Consider the following 16,171-nt stretch of genomic DNA (forward strand, 5'->3'; position numbering starts at 1 on the left):
AGATGCGACACCTGCCCAGGGAGGAGGTTGGGCAGGTGTCGTTTGGGTGACCGGTTCCTGGGAGGAGGTAGGTTCCGGTCGTATCCGCTGAGACCTGGGAGGAGGTAGGCTCAGCGAAATATCGTTTGCAGTTCTTACCGCATGCCGCTCGAAGCAGCTGAATTCCTGGTCCCAGATGCGACACCTGCCCAGGGAGGAGGTTGGGCAGGTGTCGTTTGGGTGACCGGTTCCTGGGAGGAGGTAGGTTCCGGTCGTATCCGCTGAGACCTGGGAGGAGGTAGGCTCAGCGAAATATCGTTTGCAGTTCTTACCGCATGCCGCTCGAAGCAGCTGAATTCCTGGTCCCAGATGCGACACCTGCCCAGGGAGGAGGTTGGGCAGGTGTCGTTTGGGTGACCGGTCCCTGGGAGGAGGTAGGTTCCGGTCGTATTCGCTGAAGCCTGGGAGGAGGTAGGCTTAGCGAAATTTCATGCGGCCAATTAGACCGTCTTGCGTGCCACGAACGGGATGTCGCCGCGGGCAATGCCGAGGTCGGAGAGTTCGCGGTTGGACAGGCGGCTCAGCTCGGAAACCGTGTCACGGTAGCGGCGCCAGTTGCGGTAGTTGCGGATGATGTTCATTGTTTCGTACCCTAGGTGTCTTTTTTTCTTGCTGTCTGTCGGCGTCTTGGCTTCGGACAAGGCGGAAGATATGCGTAGGCCCCTGGGATTGAAACACACGATGTTGCATGGCAGCGATGCGCTTTGTGCAACGCAACATTAATGGATTTAGATGCCGCGTTTGCGCGGGTGGCTTCTCTCTGGGAGGAAGCCCTGAACACTTAAGAACAGGCAGCGATGGCGTCCTATGCAAGCAATGTGAAAGCCGAGATTGTTCGTTGGCAAAGCCAGGGAATGATCGATGGTGAGACCGCGCTTCGTCTTACGAAAGATATCGAGGCTCGGCGCAGCAAGGGCATCAGCTTCGGCGGCGTGATCGGGGCGTTGGCTGCCATTCTGCTGGCGGCGGCCATTCTTCTCTTCGTTGCGGCGAACTGGGAAGCGTTTCCGCGTCTTGTTCGGGTCACGCTGTTGTTCCTGTTGATCGCGGCCGGTTACCTCGGCGGCGCTATCACCAAGCTGCGGGGCGCGCGGGTTTGGGGCGAGTCTCTTTACATGATCGCCGCGGCCTCGTTCGGGGCGTCGATCGCGTTGATCGGCCAGATGTATCATCTGTCAGGCGACGAGGTTCAGGCGATCGCGATCTGGGCGGCTGGGACGGCTTTCGCTTCCGCCATGCTGCGCTCGCCCATCCTGACCGTCGGCAGCGTGATGCTCGCCGCCTATTGGATGGTCAGCACGAGTAACGGTGTGTGGACGAGCACGCCGCCATCGGCCTGGTTCCTGCCGGCGGCTTTGGTGCTGTGGCTGCTCAGCTTCTGGACGGGCAGCCCTTATGGACGCGTGCTGGTGCTGCTTTCGCTCCTGCTCTACGGCACCTTGATCGCGCTGGATCAACAGGGTTCGGTGAGTGCGCCGCTGGTGATGGCGATTGTCTCATCAGCAGTGTTTGCTTTCGCCGTGTTCCGTCCGCAGCTGGCAGAGCGTGTTGCACGTTTGGGCGCGGCCCTGCCGGTGCTCGGTCTGTTCGGCTTCCTTTTATCCATGGCGCTGCTGCAGCTGATGCAGATCGAACAACTCGGCACGGCCTTCCTTCTGGCCGTCATCGTGTTTGCCGGCATCATTGCAGCGTTGCTTGCCGGTGGGCGTGAAAGCCGTCGACTGCGCCGCTTGGCTTATGCAGGCTTCACAGCCGAGCTCATCTATCTCTACGCGGTGTATCTTGGCACGATGCTCGATACGGCGACCTTCTTCCTGGCATCCGGACTGGTGCTGGCCATCATCGCCGTTGTGATTCGACGGTTTGAAAAGCGCTTCAGCCGGGATGTCGAGCGGCCAGCCGATCAGGACGCGGTCGTGACAGGAGGCCAGCCATGAACAGCCGCAGCAAGCTTCTGGTTGCGGCATTCGTTGTCGCGCTGGTTCAGATCGGCTTCCTGGCGTCGGCCATCTACAGCCGTGCGTCCCTGCTGAGGGATGGGCAGGAGATTACCCTGCGCACCGCGCCGGTGGATCCGCGCGATCTTCTGCGTGGCGACTATGTTGCGCTCAGCTACGATATCTCGCGGGTGCCGGTCGATCATATCCAGACCGCGCGCCCGCGTGACAACGAGCTGGTCGGCACCGTTTATGTCAGGCTGAAGCGCGGCAAGGGCCATGCACCGGCGCAGATCATTGCCGCCGGCCTGGGCGCGCCGGTCAATCAAACGCCGGGCGAGAACGAGATCGACCTCAAGGGAACGAGCCTCGATCGCTGGCAGGATGATCTGGACTCCATCAACGTTCAGTACGGTTTGGAGCGCTTTTATGTGCCGGAAGGCGACGGCCGGGAGATCGAGCAGTGGCTTGGAGAGCGCCAGTTCACGATGCGGGTTGCGGTTGGCGAAACGGGCGACGCGCAGATCAAGGCGCTCTATGATGGCGAGACCGCGCTCTACAGCGAACCGCTTTATTGAGCCGGCACAGCCGCTTTTTCAGGAGAAAGCGGCAAATTGGCCGGACAAAACGGCAAAATTCCTTTTGAACGCTGCAATCGCGATGATATAGGAACCCCGCTTTGAGGGCTGTCCGCTCCGAGGCGGGTGTGGTGGAATTGGCAGACACACTTGGTTTAGGTCCAAGCGCCGCAAGGCATGGGGGTTCAAGTCCCTCCACCCGCACCATCGGTTCCGGCTCCATCCACGGAAACGCCCTGACGGAATTTCGCCGTGCCATCGGTGGCACGCAACGACAAGAAGGTTTCAAGAATGCAGGTTACCGAGACGCTCAACGAGGGGCTGAAGCGCGAGATCAAGGTGGTTGTGCCCGCCAGTGACATGGAAACGCGCCTGAACGGCCGCCTTTCCGAAGCTCAGGGCAAGGCCCGCATCAACGGCTTCCGTCCCGGCAAGGTGCCGATGGCGCATATGCGCAAGATGTACGGCAAGTCCTTCATGGCTGAAGTCGTCAACGAGATCCTGAACGATTCCACGCGCTCGATCCTGGCTGACCGTGGTGAGAAGGCTGCGATGCAGCCCGAGGTCAACATGACCGAGGACGAGGCTGAAGCCGACAAGATCCTGGCCGGCAAGTCCGACTTCGAATTTTCGCTGGCCTACGAAATCATTCCGGCGATCGAACTGCAGGATTATTCCGGCATCAAGGTCACGCGTCCGGTTTACGACGTGGCCGATGAGGAAATCGAGGAAGGCCTTCAGCGCGTTGCAGAATCCGCCCGCTCCTACGAAACCAAGGACGGCGCAGCCGAAGACGGCGACCGCGTTACGATCGATTACCTCGGCAAGGTCGATGGCGAAGCCTTCCAGGGTGGCCAGGACTCCGATGCGCAGCTCGTACTCGGCTCAAAGCAGTTCATTCCCGGCTTCGAGGAACAGCTGATCGGCGCCAAGGCTGGCGACGAGAAGGTGATCAACGTTACGTTCCCGGCGCAGTACAATGCCTCGCATCTGGCCGGCAAGGACGCGACCTTCGACATCACGGTCAAGGAAGTGTCGGCACCTGCCAAGCTCGAACTGACGGACGAAGTTGCCAAGAACCTCGGCATCGAATCGCTCGAGCGCCTGCGCGAAGTCGTGAAGGGCCAGCTGGAAAGCCAGTACGGCCAGATGACCCGCCAGAAGGTGAAGCGCGAGCTGCTCGACGCCCTTGACGGCACCTATCAGTTCGAAGCGCCTTCCAAGCTCGTGGAAGCCGAATACGAGAACATCTGGAACCAGGTGCAGCGCGACCTGCAGTCTGCCGGCCAGACCTTCGAGGACGAAGGCACGACCGAGGAAGAGGCTCAGGCCGAATACCGCAAGCTGGCCGAGCGCCGCGTGCGCCTTGGTCTGGTGCTGGCCGAGATCGGCGAAAAGGCTGGCGTCACGATTTCCGATGAGGAAATGCAGCGCGCTCTGTTCGACTTCGTTCGCCGCTACCCTGGCCCTCAGCAGCAGGATGTGTTCGACTTCTACCGCAAGAATCCAAGCGCGCTCGCTTCCATCCGCGCGCCACTCTACGAGGAGAAGGTCGTTGACCATCTGCTCGGCCAGATCGACGTCACCGACAAGAGCGTTTCCAGGGAAGAGCTGATGTCGGAAGACGAGGCTGGCGCCGAGGGCGAGACCAAGGAAGCCGCGGCGGAAGAAAAGAAGCCGGCCAAGAAGAAGGCTGCGCCGAAGAAGAAGGCTGCCAAGGCCGACAAGGAAGAGGGCGCCACGGACGTGGAAGAGCCCGCTCCGGAAGCCTGATCCGCTTCGTGACCTGATTGAAAAGGCCGCCCTCGAGGCGGCCTTTTTGTTGGCGGCGGGTTTAGCGGTGGTCGATGTATTGCGAGGGCGAGACGATGATCGAGGAGCCCGGCAGCGTAATCGTGAGGTCACCGGTTGTCGCACTCCAGTTGGTCTGGATGTGCGCCTGCGAGAACGGCACTGTGTAAACCACGCCGCGACCCTCTTCGCGGCCGATCGTCAGCCGGTAGGTGGCGGAGAACAGCGCCGGACGTTCATCGTAATAGACGCAGTAGCGTGTCTGATCGGCGATGGGCGCATCTTGGCATGACAGGGTTGCCGTGGTGCGGAGTAGGTAGGGCATCCAGCTTGCCAGGGCGGCTATGGCAAGTCCGAGCAGGACGCCGGTCAAGATAGATCGCGGCATCATTGAGCAGCACCACCTTCAATGAGCATCTTACCAGCTATGTGGTGGCCTCAGATATAGCCCTGGCCGCGCAGGCTGGCGTGGCCGTTGCGGCCGATGATGATGTGGTCGTGGACGACGATGTTGTGGCCCTTGGCTGCCGCGATAATCGCCCTTGTCAGCTCGATGTCGGCCTTTGATGGTTCGGGATCGCCGGAGGGGTGGTTGTGAACGAGCACGATGGCTGTGGCGCCCAGATTGTAGGCCCGGTTGACGACCTTGCTGGGATAGGCCGGCGTGTGGTCGACGATGCCTTCCTGCTGCACCTCGTCGGCGATCAGCAGGTTCTTCTTGTTGAGATAGAGCACCCGGAACTTCTCCACCGCGTCGAAAGCCATGGCGGTTCGCAGATATTCAAGAATCAGGTTCCAGGAGGTCAGAGCTTCGCGCTTGATGACAGCGCCGCGCGCGATGCGTTGCGCGACGGCCGCAAGGACCTTGATGTCCGTTGCGGCGTTCGGACCGATACCATCCACTTCCTGCAACAGGTGCTTCGGTGCGCCGACGACTTCCGCAAACGTGCCGAACCGGCGCAGCAGGCGCTTGGCGATGTCCTTCGTGTCGCCGCGGGGGATCACGCCGAACAGCGCAATTTCTAAAAGTTCATAATCCTCAAAGGCTTCGCCGCCGATCTTGTCGAACCGCTTGCGGACGCGGTCGCGGTGGCCATGATAGAGCGGCACTTCGGGAGTGGATGCGTCGTCTTCAGGAAGCGCGTCACCGGTATCAGCCTCTTCGGGCGTGATCGCGGTCGACACGTCCTGCGGCGGCGCGGCAGGCGCTTTGTCGAAAAGCGTTCCTGCCTTCTGCGTCTTCGTTCCCTTTGAGCGTGCCTTTGCTGCCTTCACAGGCTGGATCGGGAATGGAGAACCGGTGTTCAGGCTTTGAAAGAAGCTCGCTTCATCGAAATCTTCATCCGCGCCAGCCATGCCTCAGACCGAGAGACCCGGAGCGAACAAACCGGCCGGCGAGGTCGTGAAGATCTCGCAGCCATCGTCAGTGACGCCGACGCTGTGTTCGTATTGCGCGGACAGGGATCGGTCACGCGTCACTGCGGTCCAGCCGTCGGACAGAACTTTTACATGGGGACGGCCGAGATTGATCATCGGCTCGATCGTGAAGATCATGCCCTTACGCAGCTCAACGCCTTCGTTGGGACTGCCGTAGTGCAGAATGTTCGGCGAATCGTGGAAGATCTGGCCGACGCCGTGGCCGCAGAAGTCGCGCACCACGGAACAGCGCTCGGCTTCGGCATAGGACTGGATGGCGTGACCGATCGCGCCGGTGCGGGCGCCTGGCTTTACCGCTGCGATGCCACGCATCAGCGATTCATGGGTGACTTCCAGAAGGCGCTCGGCAGCGCGTTTGATCTGCCCGACGGGATACATGCGGCTGGAATCCCCATGCCAGCCATCGACGATGAAGGTCACATCGATGTTGACGATATCGCCTTCGCGGAGCGGCTTGTCGTCAGGGAAGCCGTGGCACACGACATGGTTGATCGAGGTGCAGGTCGACTTCTTGAAGCCGCGATAGTTCAGCGTGGCCGGCAAGCCGCCGTGATCCATGCCGAACTCGAATACGAAACGGTCGATCTCGTTGGTTGGAAGACCGGGCTTGACCATGTCGACCAGCGCATCGAGGCAGCGCGCTGTCAGCTGCGAAGCCTTGCGCATGCCTTCAAAGGCCGCTTCATCATAGAGGCGGATCTGACCCGTGTTGCGCAATGGTGCAGTGGCTGCGTCGAGATAGGTGACCATCATAACTTCTTCAAATCTGTCAAAGACATCATGTGCCACTCGCATCGCTTGTCTTCAAGCCTGAAGCGACTTGAAGGATGGCGTGCGCTTGCCATATCGGCTGGATGAAGACCGGATACCCGACTGAATGACTGACACGTCCACGCTGGCCTTGCCGCTGTCTCGCCGCTTGAAGACCGAAACGCAGGCCGCGCATGAAGGGCTCGATGGTCGCATCATGGCGAGCCGGCCATTTGACTCACGCGATCACTACGCGTTGTTCCTCGGCATGCAGCATCAGTTTCATCGCGACATCCAGCCCCTCTATGCTGATCCTCGGCTGGCCGCACTCGTGCCGGATCTGGCATCGCGCTGCAGGCTGTCCATGATTGAAGCGGATCTGGACGATCTCGGCCTTGTGTGCTCGGCGACGCAGCGCGGTGTCGCCGTCAGCGACGATCTGGCGACGCGCTTCGGCTGGCTTTATGTCGCCGAGGGTTCGAACCTCGGGGCGGCGTTTCTGATCAAGGAGGCGGCAAAGCTTGGTCTTGGCAAGGAGTTCGGCGCCCGCCATCTTGCAGCTTCGCCTGAAGGGCGCGGAAAACAGTGGAAGACGTTCCAGGCTGCCCTTGATGGTGCTGAGTTCGACCAAGCCGAGGAAGCGCGCGTCATTTCCGGGGCGGTGGCCGCGTTCAAGCGCGTGCAACAGCTCGCCGAAGATGCGTTTGCGGCGTGATGCACCATCCGGTCGAATTGCCTCCGACTGAGCCGCCTGCATCACATGGCGGTCCGGAAGCGATCGTGCCCGTTGGGAATAAGTGGGCGCGGGGCCTTTATTTCACGGCGGGAATTGTCCTGACGGGGATCGGCATTGTCGGCGCATTCCTGCCGTTGCTGCCGACCACGATCTTCCTGATCATGGCCGCGTGGTGCTTTGGGCGCTCCTCGCCACGCTTCGAGGCCTGGCTGCTGAACCACCAGCAATTCGGACCGCCGTTGCGGGCTTGGCGTAGCTCCGGCGCGATCCCGCGTCGCGCCAAGTATCTGGCTTTCACGGGTATGGCGGCCGGCTATGTCATCTTCTACGTGTCGGCCTCGCCGCGATGGCCCACCGCCCTGGCTGTGGCGGTGGTGCTGCTGTGTTCCGCGCTTTATGTCGGCACGCGGCCGGACGGTGCTTGAGGGCCGCCGGCGTTCGGATCGACCGAATCGTTGTCCGCCGTCCGAACTGCGTGTTTTTCAGCCCATTCGCGCGGTGAGGTGAGTGCTTCCAGGAAGCTTTCCTGCCACGCCTTCACGTCATAGCGGCGGATGCGCTCAAACAGCGCCTTGTGCCGCTCCTTGCGTTCTTCAAGCGGCATGTTGAGCGCCTGAAAATACATCTCGGCCATCTCATCGATGTCGAACGGATTGACCAGCAGCGCTTCCGGCATCTCTTCCGCAGCACCGGCAAAGCGCGACAGCACGAGCACGCCTGGATTTTCAGGGTCCTGCGCGGCGACATATTCCTTGGCCACGAGATTCATGCCGTCGCGCATGGGCGTAACCAAACCGACCTCGCTTGCGCGCAACATAGCAGCCAGCCGATCGCGCGACACCGAGCGGTGGATGTAGCGGATCGGCGTCCAGTCGAAATCCGCGTGTGCGCCGTTGATCATACCCGACAGGCGTTCGAGCTCTTCGCGGATCTCGGCATAGGCCCCGATATCGCCGCGCGATGGCGGCGCGATCTGCAGGAAGGACACCTTCTTGCTCATCTCTGGATAGCGGGTGAGCATCTGCGCAAAGGCCTGGAAGCGCGCCGGGATGCCCTTCGAGTAATCCAGCCGATCCACGCCGATCATCTGCTTGTCGGCAACAAGGTTGTGCTTGAAAGCGTCGATAAAGGCGGCTTCAGCTTTCGACGCCGCCATTTCCTGGAAGGAGTCGACGTCGATGCCGATCGGAAAACGCTCTGCCACGCAGGTGCGATCGTGGAAGCGGATCAAGCCGGTCTCGTCGACCTCGGCGCTGGTGAACTCCTCCACGCAGCGTTTGAAGTTGGCGACGTCGGCCGAGGTCTGGAAACCGACCACGTCATATTGCAGCAGGTCTTCGATGAAGCCCGCATGGTTGGGCAAGGCCGCGAGCAGATCCGGACCCGGGAAGGGGATGTGCAGAAAGAAGCCGATCCGCGAATCGCAGCCGAGATTGCGCAGATAGGTGCCGAACGACATGAAATGGTAGTCGTGGATCCAGACGAGATCGTCGGACTTCAGATGTGGCATGAGGGCGTTGGCGAACTGCTCGTTCACCCGCAGATAGCCTTCGTAGTAATCCTGCTGGAAGCGTACGAGATCGGCGCGGTAATGGAACAGCGGCCAGATCACGCTGTTGGCAAAGCCGAGGTAAAAGGCTTCGTAATCAACCGCCTGCATCGGGTTGAGGATGGTCTGGACGCTACCCACCGTGTCGACCGTGGTTGTTCCGTCGCCACTGTCGTCTGTGACGCCATCCCACCCGAACCAGATGCCGCCGCGACCCTTGATGGCTTCCGAAATGGCAACCGCCAGGCCGCCGGTTTGCGCGGGGTTGCTGAGGTTGCCGACGCGGTTCGAAACGACAACGAGCCGGCTCACGCCCGCTTTCCCTTGATGACTTGCATATTTCCCGATGTCCCTTTGCGCGGCGAACTCACGGCAGCATTGCCGTGTTCCACTCGCTGCTGAAACTATAGGGCCGGTGCGGCCGCCGTCCATGTCTGAGACAGCTGACGCAGCCAATCATGGAAATCGTGAAGCGTGCCGACGCGGTGCGTGGCCGAGGTCGTTCCGGCTCCGATCTTGATGCCAATGCCGTTCAGCTTGCTGACGGCGACAAAGCCGTCCTCGTCGGTTACGTCGTCACCAACAAAGATGGGAAGACGTCCTCTAAAGGGCGCTTCGCGCATGAAATCTTCAAGCGCGTCGCCCTTGTTGCGGTGGCTGGCACTGAGTTCGGCAACCATCTTGCCGCGCAGTAGGCGGAATTCCGGGTACTGGCTGGCGATGTCGGTCATCAAGCTCAGCGCTTCGCCTTCCAGTTCGGGGCACATGCGGTAGTGGATCGCCACCGAAGCGGATTTGACTTCGCTCACGAGCCCTTCGTGCTGAGCTGCGAACTCGTCCAGCCGCGCCGCGATCTGCAACACGGCTGCGGCATCGAACTCGGGCCGATAGATCGTGCCTGCGCCGTCGCGGCGTTCCACACCGTGCACGCCGGCTGCCGGCAACACGAGGGGTGCCAGCATCACGTCGAGCTGCGCGATGGAGCGGCCGGATACAACTGCCAGGGCGCCGTCGGTCGCTGCATGGAGAATGCGTACAAACTCGACGATCTCGGGTTCGACGCGCGCGGCATCCGGCTGGTCGACGATGGCCGCAAGCGTGCCGTCGCAGTCGAAGAAGAACGCGGTTTTTGCGGGATCAAGGCTGTCCCGCGGCAAAGTTTCTGTCATGAGGTCCCCGCCTGATGATCGAGCGGCAGCGCCGCATTGCTCCCGATCATCTAGTCGGAATGGCCAATGCGGCAAGCCGCTTCAGGGCTTAAGACGGGCAAGGAAACGCTGTGCGATGGCTTCATACTCACCATCGAAATGGTGCCCGCCTTCGGTTGCAACCACCGTCACGGTCTTGAGCGCGGGATCAGGGCAGGCGGCGTCACCTTCTTCCTTGCCGTAAAGGCAGATGACCCGGTCAGCCGGAAGTGCTGCGATGGCCGGCACGATGTCATAGCCGCTGTCGTCGATACCGAGCCAGCCCGAAACCGTGACCTGGAACGAAGTATGCTGACCGGGCGCCATCAGGGCCAGCACCTCGGTGCGGTCCTGCATCTCCTTGGGCAGCAACGGAAAGGCGAAGGGGATCGTGTCGGCGCCGAAGGAATAGCCGATCAACATGATCGGCAACTCCCTGGTGGGATCGGCCTCGTTGATGATGTTGGCGAGGTCGCGCGACAGTTCGGCCGGGTTCTTCTTGGCCCAGAAGTAATGCAGCGAATCCAGCCCGACGACATGGATGCTCTGCGTGGACAGGTAATCGCCGATCGTCTTGTCGAGATCGCGCCAGCCGCCATCGCCGGAAACGAGGATAGCAAGCGCCTTAGGGGCATCTTCGGAAGGCAGATCGATGGCCGGTAGATCGCCAAAGGGGTGCGCCGTACCGCTGAGCTCGCTTACCGCCTGGACGATCTGCTCGGCGGGATCGTCATCAAGCGCGCTGACCGTGATCGTGTCCTGCGCCTCGGCCTCCGCTTCCACCTGATCGAGATCGGCTTCGGCCACGAAGAGGTGCGCGTCGTTCGGCAATTCGCTGTCGAAGCCGTAAGAGAAGCCGCCCTTGGCGAGGGGCTTAGAGGACGCACCGGGGCAGAAGGGCAGGCGCAGACCCAAGCGGTTGGCGAAGCCGGAGGCGACCGCACCGCCCAGCGTATTCACCGGTGAGTCGGCTATTGTGGCGTAGGCGAAGGTCGCGCCTTCTCCTGATCCGACGATGACCGGCTGGCGGTAGGTTTGCAGGCCAAGCTGGCGCTGGGCCGCTTGTGCGAGGTCGGTGATTTCGCCCACGACATAGAGGCACTTGCCGTCATCGGCGTCGAGCTTGGCGGCGTATTTTGCGAAGTCCACGGCCAGCACGGCATCGTCATTGCCGAGGAGGGCTTGCACGGCCAGGTCATCCCCACCGCTCCAGCCGGCCTTGTCGGAGATGTAGACAACGATCGCCTTCACGCGGCCGGCTGGACGGTAAACTGGGATCTCTTCGAGCCTGCTCGCCGTCAGCTTTGCGACGGGTGCGGGAAGAGGCGTGGCTTGTGCCCAGGCTGAACCGGTGCAACCGCAGAAAAGCGCGAAGACAAGCGTGGCGGCGGTTTTCATCGTTTGAGGATCCTGATCGGATTTCCGGAAATGAGGCTGGTGACGTCAAACAGGACCTGCGGCATGCGCAAGCCGTTGGGCGAAGCGAGATATTGCGGCGTCCAAACCGGATCGAACTTCTGCTTAAAGGCGCGCAGACCCTCGAAGTTGTAGAACTCGTCGCCGCGCCGGTAGATGAAGGTGCCGAGCCGGTTCCAGGTCGAGGCAAGCGGGTGGTCGGCGAGGCCAGCAAGCGGCGCGGCGCCGAGGTTGAACCACTGGTAACCTTCCGCCTTGCCGTAGAGCAGCAGATGGGCGAACAGCGCGTCCATCAAGATCTTCGACACGCCATAACGATAGCGCATGAGGTCGACGGAGAGTTCGGTCTTGTCGCCGCTGCGCCAGAGGTTGGCGAAGGCGACGATGGCGCCTTCCTTTCGGATCACGGCGCAATCGAATTCGGCCATGTAGGTGTCTTCGAAGCGGCCGAGCGAAAAGCCTTTCTCGTGCCCGACCTTGGTGGACAGCCAGGCATCGGAGACCGAGCGCAACTCCTCCATATGCGCTGGCACTTCAGCCTGCGGGATGATGGAGAACTCCAAGCCTTCACGTGTCGCGCGCTTGTAGCCGTAGCGGAAGTCGGCGCGTGCCTGACCATCCAGGGTAAAGGTTGGAAGCTCGACGCGCGCCAATTCACCGATCTTGAGGATGGCGAGGCCGAGATCGAGATAGGTGGTCAGCCATTCCGGCGTCACGCCGTAGAACACCGCACGTCCGCCCGCACGATCCGCAGCCTCGGCGAACCGCCAGACCAAGCGGCGTCCCGAGTCCGGATCGCCCACCGGATCGCCCATCGTGATCCAGCTGCGGCCGGACACGGCATACATCAGGAAGGCTTTCTGGTCTTCAGAAACAAGGAAGGACTTATCGCCAAGAAGCGCGATGCTGGGCTGCGTGTCGCGCGTCGTCTTCAGGATCGGCCATATAGCCGGCGGGATCGCCGTTTCGGTGAGCTTCGGCTGACGTGGGCGGTTGACGACACCATCAACCGCAATCGCTGCTCCGACGATGATCAGCGCGAGCGTTGCGCGCAGGAAGCGGGACGCGTCGCCATCCCAGGCAAACTGCCACCACAGCTCGGAGTCATAATCGACATGGCGGTAGGCCAGGAAGCCGATCAACGTCAGCAAGGCCAGCACGATCGCCATCAGCGCCAGGACGGTCACATTAGGGCGGAAGCTGCGCCAGTCGCCTTTGCGGTAGAACACCGAGCGATAAACGAAGAGGAGGCCGGCGACGGCCGTGAGGATGAGGGCTTCTTCCCAATCCAGGCCCTTCAACAGCGAGAACACGGCGCCGGCGAGCAGAAGGCCGATCGCAACGCTGCGTGCTCTCGCAATGCGGCGGTAAAGGCCGCGTGAGAGGATGATGAGCAACAGGCCGACAAGGCTGGCGAGAAGATGCGAGGCTTCGGCAAAGGGCAGGGGCAGCAGATCGCTCAGGAAGCCCGTGCGATCGCCCTCCGCCGGCAGATTGCCCGACAGGAGGAGCACGACGCCGCCCAGGAACACCATGACAGCAAGGATCGGCGGCACGATACGGCGCGACACCCGGTAGGTCTTGTTTGAAGCCGCCAGCACCGAATGTCGCACGCGGTAGATCTCGAACACCAGCAGCGCAGCTGCAGCCAGCGCCAGCGGCAGTACGTAATAGATCAGGCGGAAAATGATCAGCGCCGCGACGACGTCCGGCCGCGTGCCGGCACCGAGGCCAAGCAGGACAGTCGCTTCCAGAACGCCGATGCCGCCCGGCGCATGGCTGACGATGCCGGCCAGGATGGCGGCCACGAACAACAGCAGGAAGACAGCATAGCCGGGGGCAATATCGGCAGGCAGAAGGACATAGAGTGCGCCTGCCGCCGCGCCGATGTCCACGGCTCCGATCACGATCTGCGCCAATGCTGCTTTGGCAGAAGGTAGCGGCAGCCGCCAGCCGAACAGTGCCAATTCACGCGGCGATCGCGACAGCCAGACGATCGCGCCTACCAGCAGCACAAGGATGGCAGCGCCGAGCAAGCGGTCGGTGCCCGGACCAAAAACATGAAGGAAGGGCAGGCCGGTTCGATCCAGCATCATTGCCGCGCCGAGTACGGCCACGACGCCTGAGGTAAAGGTCAGGAAGGAGATGCCGACGATGCGCCCGACATCCGAGGCATCCAGACCTGCTGCCTGATAGATGCGGTAGCGGACCGGACCGCCGACGATGACGTTGAAGCCGATCGCGTTTGAAATGCCGTAGCCGACCAGACCGGCAAACACCGCAAGCTTCGTCGGGACACTGTCAGGCGCCACGCGGTGCACCGCCATTACGTCGTACATGCCCATCGCAAGGAAGCTGACGAGCGTCAGAGACAAAGCCGGTGCGACGGTGGGCAGGGTGACAGCGGCGAGGGCTGCCTTGATGTCATTGAGGTGGATCTGGCCGCTGATCGCGTGGATAACCAAGGCCGCGATAACCACAAGGCCGGCACCCACCGCAGGACCCAGGATCCGCGGTTCCGCCAGCCGCCCCACGGCCAGGACGAACTTCCCTCGTGCCGGCTGTGGCTCGGCGGCGGCTTCAACTGTCGACATTGGAATTGGACCTGATTGCGGCCTCGGATGCGCGACGCGTTGAGCCGGGATTTAGGCGCGTTTGTGGCGGCGGCGAGTGGACGGCGTTTGATCAGGCTGTGGCAGGGTGAATGGAGGCTTTCGTCAAACTGCCGCATTGCACGCGTAGGATTGCTGCATTGCAACAAAAGATCCACACTGCTGTTGTGGATCTGTCATCCAGACGAGGAGGTCGCCATGAACGACATCATCGCGAGGCTCAATTGGCTACCAGGCTGGGTTGTCGGCATCAGCCTTCTTGTTTTCGCGGCCATTGTCGCCATTTCGCTGCATGGTTTGGTGGTCCGCGCCATACGCGCCCTTCTGCCGGACGATCATGTGTTCGGTCACAAGCTCCTGTCCAAGACCAAGGCGCCGATCCGCTGGGCACTGATCAATTTTGCGGTCGCGGTCGCCTTGCCGTTTGCGCCGTTCGACTGGCACGTGACGGTGATCATCGGCAAACTGCTGACCGCATCCTTCATCTGCTTGGTGGGGCTGGTTGCGATCAGGGCGCTGGACCTAGCGGTTTCGCTGCATTTGCGCCGGTATCGCATCGATGTCGAAGACAACCTCCTGGCACGCAAACATCTGACGCAGGCCAACATTCTGCGGCGCGCACTTGTCTTCGTGCTGATCGTCGTTACCGCCGCGGTGGCGCTCATGACGTTCGAATCGGTGCGCCAATATGGCGTGAGCCTACTGGCGGCAGGCGGTGCAGCTGGTGTGATCGTCGGCTTGGCCGCGCAGCCTGTGCTGTCCAACCTTTTTGCCGGCCTGCAGCTCGCCATTACGCAGCCAATCCGTATCGACGATGCGGTGATCGTGGAAGGCGAGTGGGGCACGATCGAGGAAATCACCGCGACCTATGTGGTGGTGAAGATCTGGGATTGGCGGCGGCTCATCGTGCCGCTGCGCTATTTCATCGAGCAGCCGTTTCAGAACTGGACACGCGAAAACGCTTCGCTGATTGGCGTGGTGATGCTCTATCTCGATTACCAGGCGCCGCTCGGCCGCATTCGCGAAAAGCTCACCGAGATCGCGCATGCGTCGCCGCACTGGGACAAGCGCGTCATCAACCTGGCGGTCGTGGAAACAACGGAGAACACGATGCAGGTGCGCGTGCTAGTCAGTGCACGCAACGCGCCGACCGCCTTCGATCTGCGCTGTGAGGTACGCGAGAAGCTGATCGCCTTCATTCAGGAAGAAGCACCCGAAGCCCTGCCGCGTCATCGCAACGATATCAGGCTGCCTGTGCGCCAGCGGCAAACGTCTGTGATTGTTGCAGACCACGGCCGGGAGGAACACGGAGATACCCGCCTGGCCGCGGAATAAAGGGCGCGTCTGATCATGGGAATGAAGCGGGCCGCGTTCAAGGCCGTGAGCCGGCTTCATTGTTCACAGTGGGGTGCCGAACCGTCAAGGAGATCGGTTCTGGTGGAAACAGGCTGAAAGGACCATTTCAACCCCGTGGCCAATTGATGGCCCAATAAGAACAAAGCCTAAGGATATTTGTTATGAATACCAAGATTTTAGCTATTGCTGCCGCCGCTCTCGCAATTTCCGCTGGTGCGGCTTCCGCTCAGGTTGCCAACACGACGCGCCAGAATGGCGCTGCGCCGTTCGATCAGGGCGGTGTCTTCAACCGCGACACCACCAACTCTGCTGCGCCTGCCGTTCATGTTTCGTATGACCGACTGACCACGGCTTCGACCACGAACGAGCCGCGCACGATCCGCTCGGCAACCGACAACCCGACCGGCGTTCCGTCCGACACCCGCAACGAAAGCGGTCTCGGCCTGTTCGATCGCGTTTCGAAGTAATCTGCTTTCGAGCAACGACGATCGCGTAGAGCGATCATCTGATTCAACGGCGGGCATCTCGTGCCCGCCGTTTTTGTTTGTGGGCACGGGTGAGCAGCAGCGTGGAACCCGCACCGTTCAGGCGTGTTCCGCTCATGGAGGTAGCAGCCATGACAACTAATGATCGCAACAACCATAACCTGCGCGAAGCTCAAGCTGAAAAGCTCAAGCCGAGCAGCAGCAATGAAGAGGTCGCAAAGTTTCCGAACACCGGCGATCCGGGAGACAGGCCGAAGGAGCCGTACGGTTTGACCGAGGCTTCCGGCGAGACGTTTGA

16 protein-coding genes and 1 tRNA gene are annotated in these 16,171 nt (G+C 61.4%); 9 read left to right on the plus strand and 8 right to left on the minus strand.

From position 1 onward, the window contains the following. Positions 1–479 precede the first annotated feature (479 nt). Complete coding sequence (locus tag RTX98_RS12480) at positions 480–620, minus strand: DUF1127 domain-containing protein (protein ID WP_189502291.1); 141 nt, start codon at positions 618–620, stop codon at positions 480–482. Positions 621–836: 216 nt separating this feature from the next. Here RTX98_RS12480 and RTX98_RS12485 point away from each other — a divergent pair, with 216 nt between their 5' ends. The 4 genes from RTX98_RS12485 (at position 837) to tig (ending at position 4,327) form a co-directional block, all read left to right on the plus strand. Then, positions 837–1,976, plus strand: a complete 1,140-nt coding sequence (locus tag RTX98_RS12485; protein WP_312796938.1) for a DUF2157 domain-containing protein — start codon at positions 837–839, stop codon at positions 1,974–1,976. Continuing rightward, on the plus strand, positions 1,973–2,554 hold the full coding sequence (locus RTX98_RS12490) for a GDYXXLXY domain-containing protein (protein ID WP_312796939.1): 582 nt from the start codon (positions 1,973–1,975) through the stop codon (positions 2,552–2,554). The genes RTX98_RS12485 and RTX98_RS12490 overlap by 4 nt, the downstream gene beginning before the upstream one ends. Positions 2,555–2,676: 122 nt before the next feature. Then, positions 2,677–2,761, plus strand: a tRNA-Leu gene (locus RTX98_RS12495). Positions 2,762–2,845: 84 nt separating this feature from the next. Next, positions 2,846–4,327, plus strand: coding sequence for a trigger factor (gene tig / locus RTX98_RS12500; RefSeq protein ID WP_312796940.1), 1,482 nt, complete (start codon positions 2,846–2,848; stop codon positions 4,325–4,327). A 61-nt stretch (positions 4,328–4,388) separates the two neighbouring features. Here tig and RTX98_RS12505 read toward each other — a convergent pair whose 3' ends face one another. Genes RTX98_RS12505 through map form a run of 3 tightly spaced genes read right to left on the minus strand, consistent with a single transcriptional unit; the run spans position 4,389 to position 6,532 of the window. Beyond that, complete coding sequence (locus RTX98_RS12505; RefSeq protein WP_312796942.1) at positions 4,389–4,736, minus strand: hypothetical protein; 348 nt, start codon at positions 4,734–4,736, stop codon at positions 4,389–4,391. 47 nt (positions 4,737–4,783) lie between these two features. After that, on the minus strand, positions 4,784–5,701 hold the full coding sequence (radC, locus tag RTX98_RS12510) for a RadC family protein (protein ID WP_312796944.1): 918 nt from the start codon (positions 5,699–5,701) through the stop codon (positions 4,784–4,786). A 3-nt stretch (positions 5,702–5,704) separates the two neighbouring features. Then, complete coding sequence (gene map / locus RTX98_RS12515) at positions 5,705–6,532, minus strand: type I methionyl aminopeptidase (RefSeq protein ID WP_312796965.1); 828 nt, start codon at positions 6,530–6,532, stop codon at positions 5,705–5,707. 127 nt (positions 6,533–6,659) lie between these two features. Between map and RTX98_RS12520 the strand changes: the two genes are divergently transcribed. Both RTX98_RS12520 and RTX98_RS12525 read left to right on the plus strand, forming a co-directional pair. Further along, entirely contained in the window at positions 6,660–7,247 is a 588-nt protein-coding gene (locus tag RTX98_RS12520; protein ID WP_312796945.1) for a biliverdin-producing heme oxygenase, read from the plus strand. Positions 7,248–7,312: 65 nt separating this feature from the next. Continuing rightward, positions 7,313–7,693: a YbaN family protein gene (locus RTX98_RS12525; RefSeq protein ID WP_312796947.1), complete on the plus strand. Its 381-nt coding sequence runs from the start codon at positions 7,313–7,315 to the stop codon at positions 7,691–7,693. Here the strand turns inward: RTX98_RS12525 and RTX98_RS12530 are convergent. The 4 genes from RTX98_RS12530 to mprF form a co-directional block, all read right to left on the minus strand. Beyond that, positions 7,663–9,129, minus strand: coding sequence for an alpha,alpha-trehalose-phosphate synthase (UDP-forming) (locus tag RTX98_RS12530; protein ID WP_312796949.1), 1,467 nt, complete (start codon positions 9,127–9,129; stop codon positions 7,663–7,665). The genes RTX98_RS12525 and RTX98_RS12530 overlap by 31 nt on opposite strands. 92 nt (positions 9,130–9,221) lie before the next feature. Further along, positions 9,222–9,986, minus strand: coding sequence for a trehalose-phosphatase (gene otsB / locus RTX98_RS12535; RefSeq protein WP_312796951.1), 765 nt, complete (start codon positions 9,984–9,986; stop codon positions 9,222–9,224). Positions 9,987–10,067: 81 nt separating this feature from the next. Then, a complete protein-coding gene (locus tag RTX98_RS12540) occupies positions 10,068–11,402 on the minus strand; it encodes an AcvB/VirJ family lysyl-phosphatidylglycerol hydrolase (RefSeq protein WP_312796952.1) in 1,335 nt (444 codons plus the stop codon). Then, complete coding sequence (gene mprF / locus RTX98_RS12545) at positions 11,399–14,014, minus strand: bifunctional lysylphosphatidylglycerol flippase/synthetase MprF (protein WP_312796953.1); 2,616 nt, start codon at positions 14,012–14,014, stop codon at positions 11,399–11,401. The genes RTX98_RS12540 and mprF overlap by 4 nt, the downstream gene beginning before the upstream one ends. A 216-nt stretch (positions 14,015–14,230) precedes the next feature. Between mprF and RTX98_RS12550 the strand changes: the two genes are divergently transcribed. The 3 genes from RTX98_RS12550 to RTX98_RS12560 form a co-directional block, all read left to right on the plus strand. Beyond that, the gene (locus RTX98_RS12550; protein WP_312796954.1) at positions 14,231–15,367 is read left to right on the plus strand and encodes a mechanosensitive ion channel family protein; all 1,137 of its coding nucleotides are present in this window, start codon (positions 14,231–14,233) and stop codon (positions 15,365–15,367) included. A gap of 182 nt (positions 15,368–15,549) precedes the next feature. Then, positions 15,550–15,855 (plus strand): hypothetical protein, encoded by a 306-nt coding sequence (locus RTX98_RS12555; protein ID WP_189502265.1) that lies wholly within the window; start codon positions 15,550–15,552, stop codon positions 15,853–15,855. Positions 15,856–15,989: 134 nt separating this feature from the next. Then, the coding region (locus tag RTX98_RS12560) for a hypothetical protein (RefSeq protein ID WP_312796955.1) at positions 15,990–16,171 on the plus strand (182 nt) is incomplete at its 3' end.

The sequence above is a fragment of the Tianweitania sp. genome (assembly GCF_032053605.1).
Classification (GTDB): Bacteria; Pseudomonadota; Alphaproteobacteria; order Rhizobiales; family Rhizobiaceae; genus Tianweitania.

What these genes read in the sequence shown, in the direction of transcription:
- RTX98_RS12490 (WP_312796939.1), top strand. Translation starts at nt 1,973, where the DNA reads ATGAACAGCCGCAGCAAGCTTCTGGTTGCGGCATTCGTTGTCGCGCTG.
- otsB (WP_312796951.1), bottom strand. Translation starts at nt 9,986, where the DNA reads ATGACAGAAACTTTGCCGCGGGACAGCCTTGATCCCGCAAAAACCGCG.
- RTX98_RS12540 (WP_312796952.1), bottom strand. Translation starts at nt 11,402, where the DNA reads ATGAAAACCGCCGCCACGCTTGTCTTCGCGCTTTTCTGCGGTTGCACC.
- RTX98_RS12485 (WP_312796938.1), top strand. Translation starts at nt 837, where the DNA reads ATGGCGTCCTATGCAAGCAATGTGAAAGCCGAGATTGTTCGTTGGCAA.
- RTX98_RS12480 (WP_189502291.1), bottom strand. Translation starts at nt 620, where the DNA reads ATGAACATCATCCGCAACTACCGCAACTGGCGCCGCTACCGTGACACG.
- map (WP_312796965.1), bottom strand. Translation starts at nt 6,532, where the DNA reads ATGGTCACCTATCTCGACGCAGCCACTGCACCATTGCGCAACACGGGT.
- RTX98_RS12555 (WP_189502265.1), top strand. Translation starts at nt 15,550, where the DNA reads ATGAATACCAAGATTTTAGCTATTGCTGCCGCCGCTCTCGCAATTTCC.
- mprF (WP_312796953.1), bottom strand. Translation starts at nt 14,014, where the DNA reads ATGTCGACAGTTGAAGCCGCCGCCGAGCCACAGCCGGCACGAGGGAAG.
- RTX98_RS12550 (WP_312796954.1), top strand. Translation starts at nt 14,231, where the DNA reads ATGAACGACATCATCGCGAGGCTCAATTGGCTACCAGGCTGGGTTGTC.
- RTX98_RS12505 (WP_312796942.1), bottom strand. Translation starts at nt 4,736, where the DNA reads ATGATGCCGCGATCTATCTTGACCGGCGTCCTGCTCGGACTTGCCATA.
- RTX98_RS12520 (WP_312796945.1), top strand. Translation starts at nt 6,660, where the DNA reads ATGACTGACACGTCCACGCTGGCCTTGCCGCTGTCTCGCCGCTTGAAG.
- radC (WP_312796944.1), bottom strand. Translation starts at nt 5,701, where the DNA reads ATGGCTGGCGCGGATGAAGATTTCGATGAAGCGAGCTTCTTTCAAAGC.
- tig (WP_312796940.1), top strand. Translation starts at nt 2,846, where the DNA reads ATGCAGGTTACCGAGACGCTCAACGAGGGGCTGAAGCGCGAGATCAAG.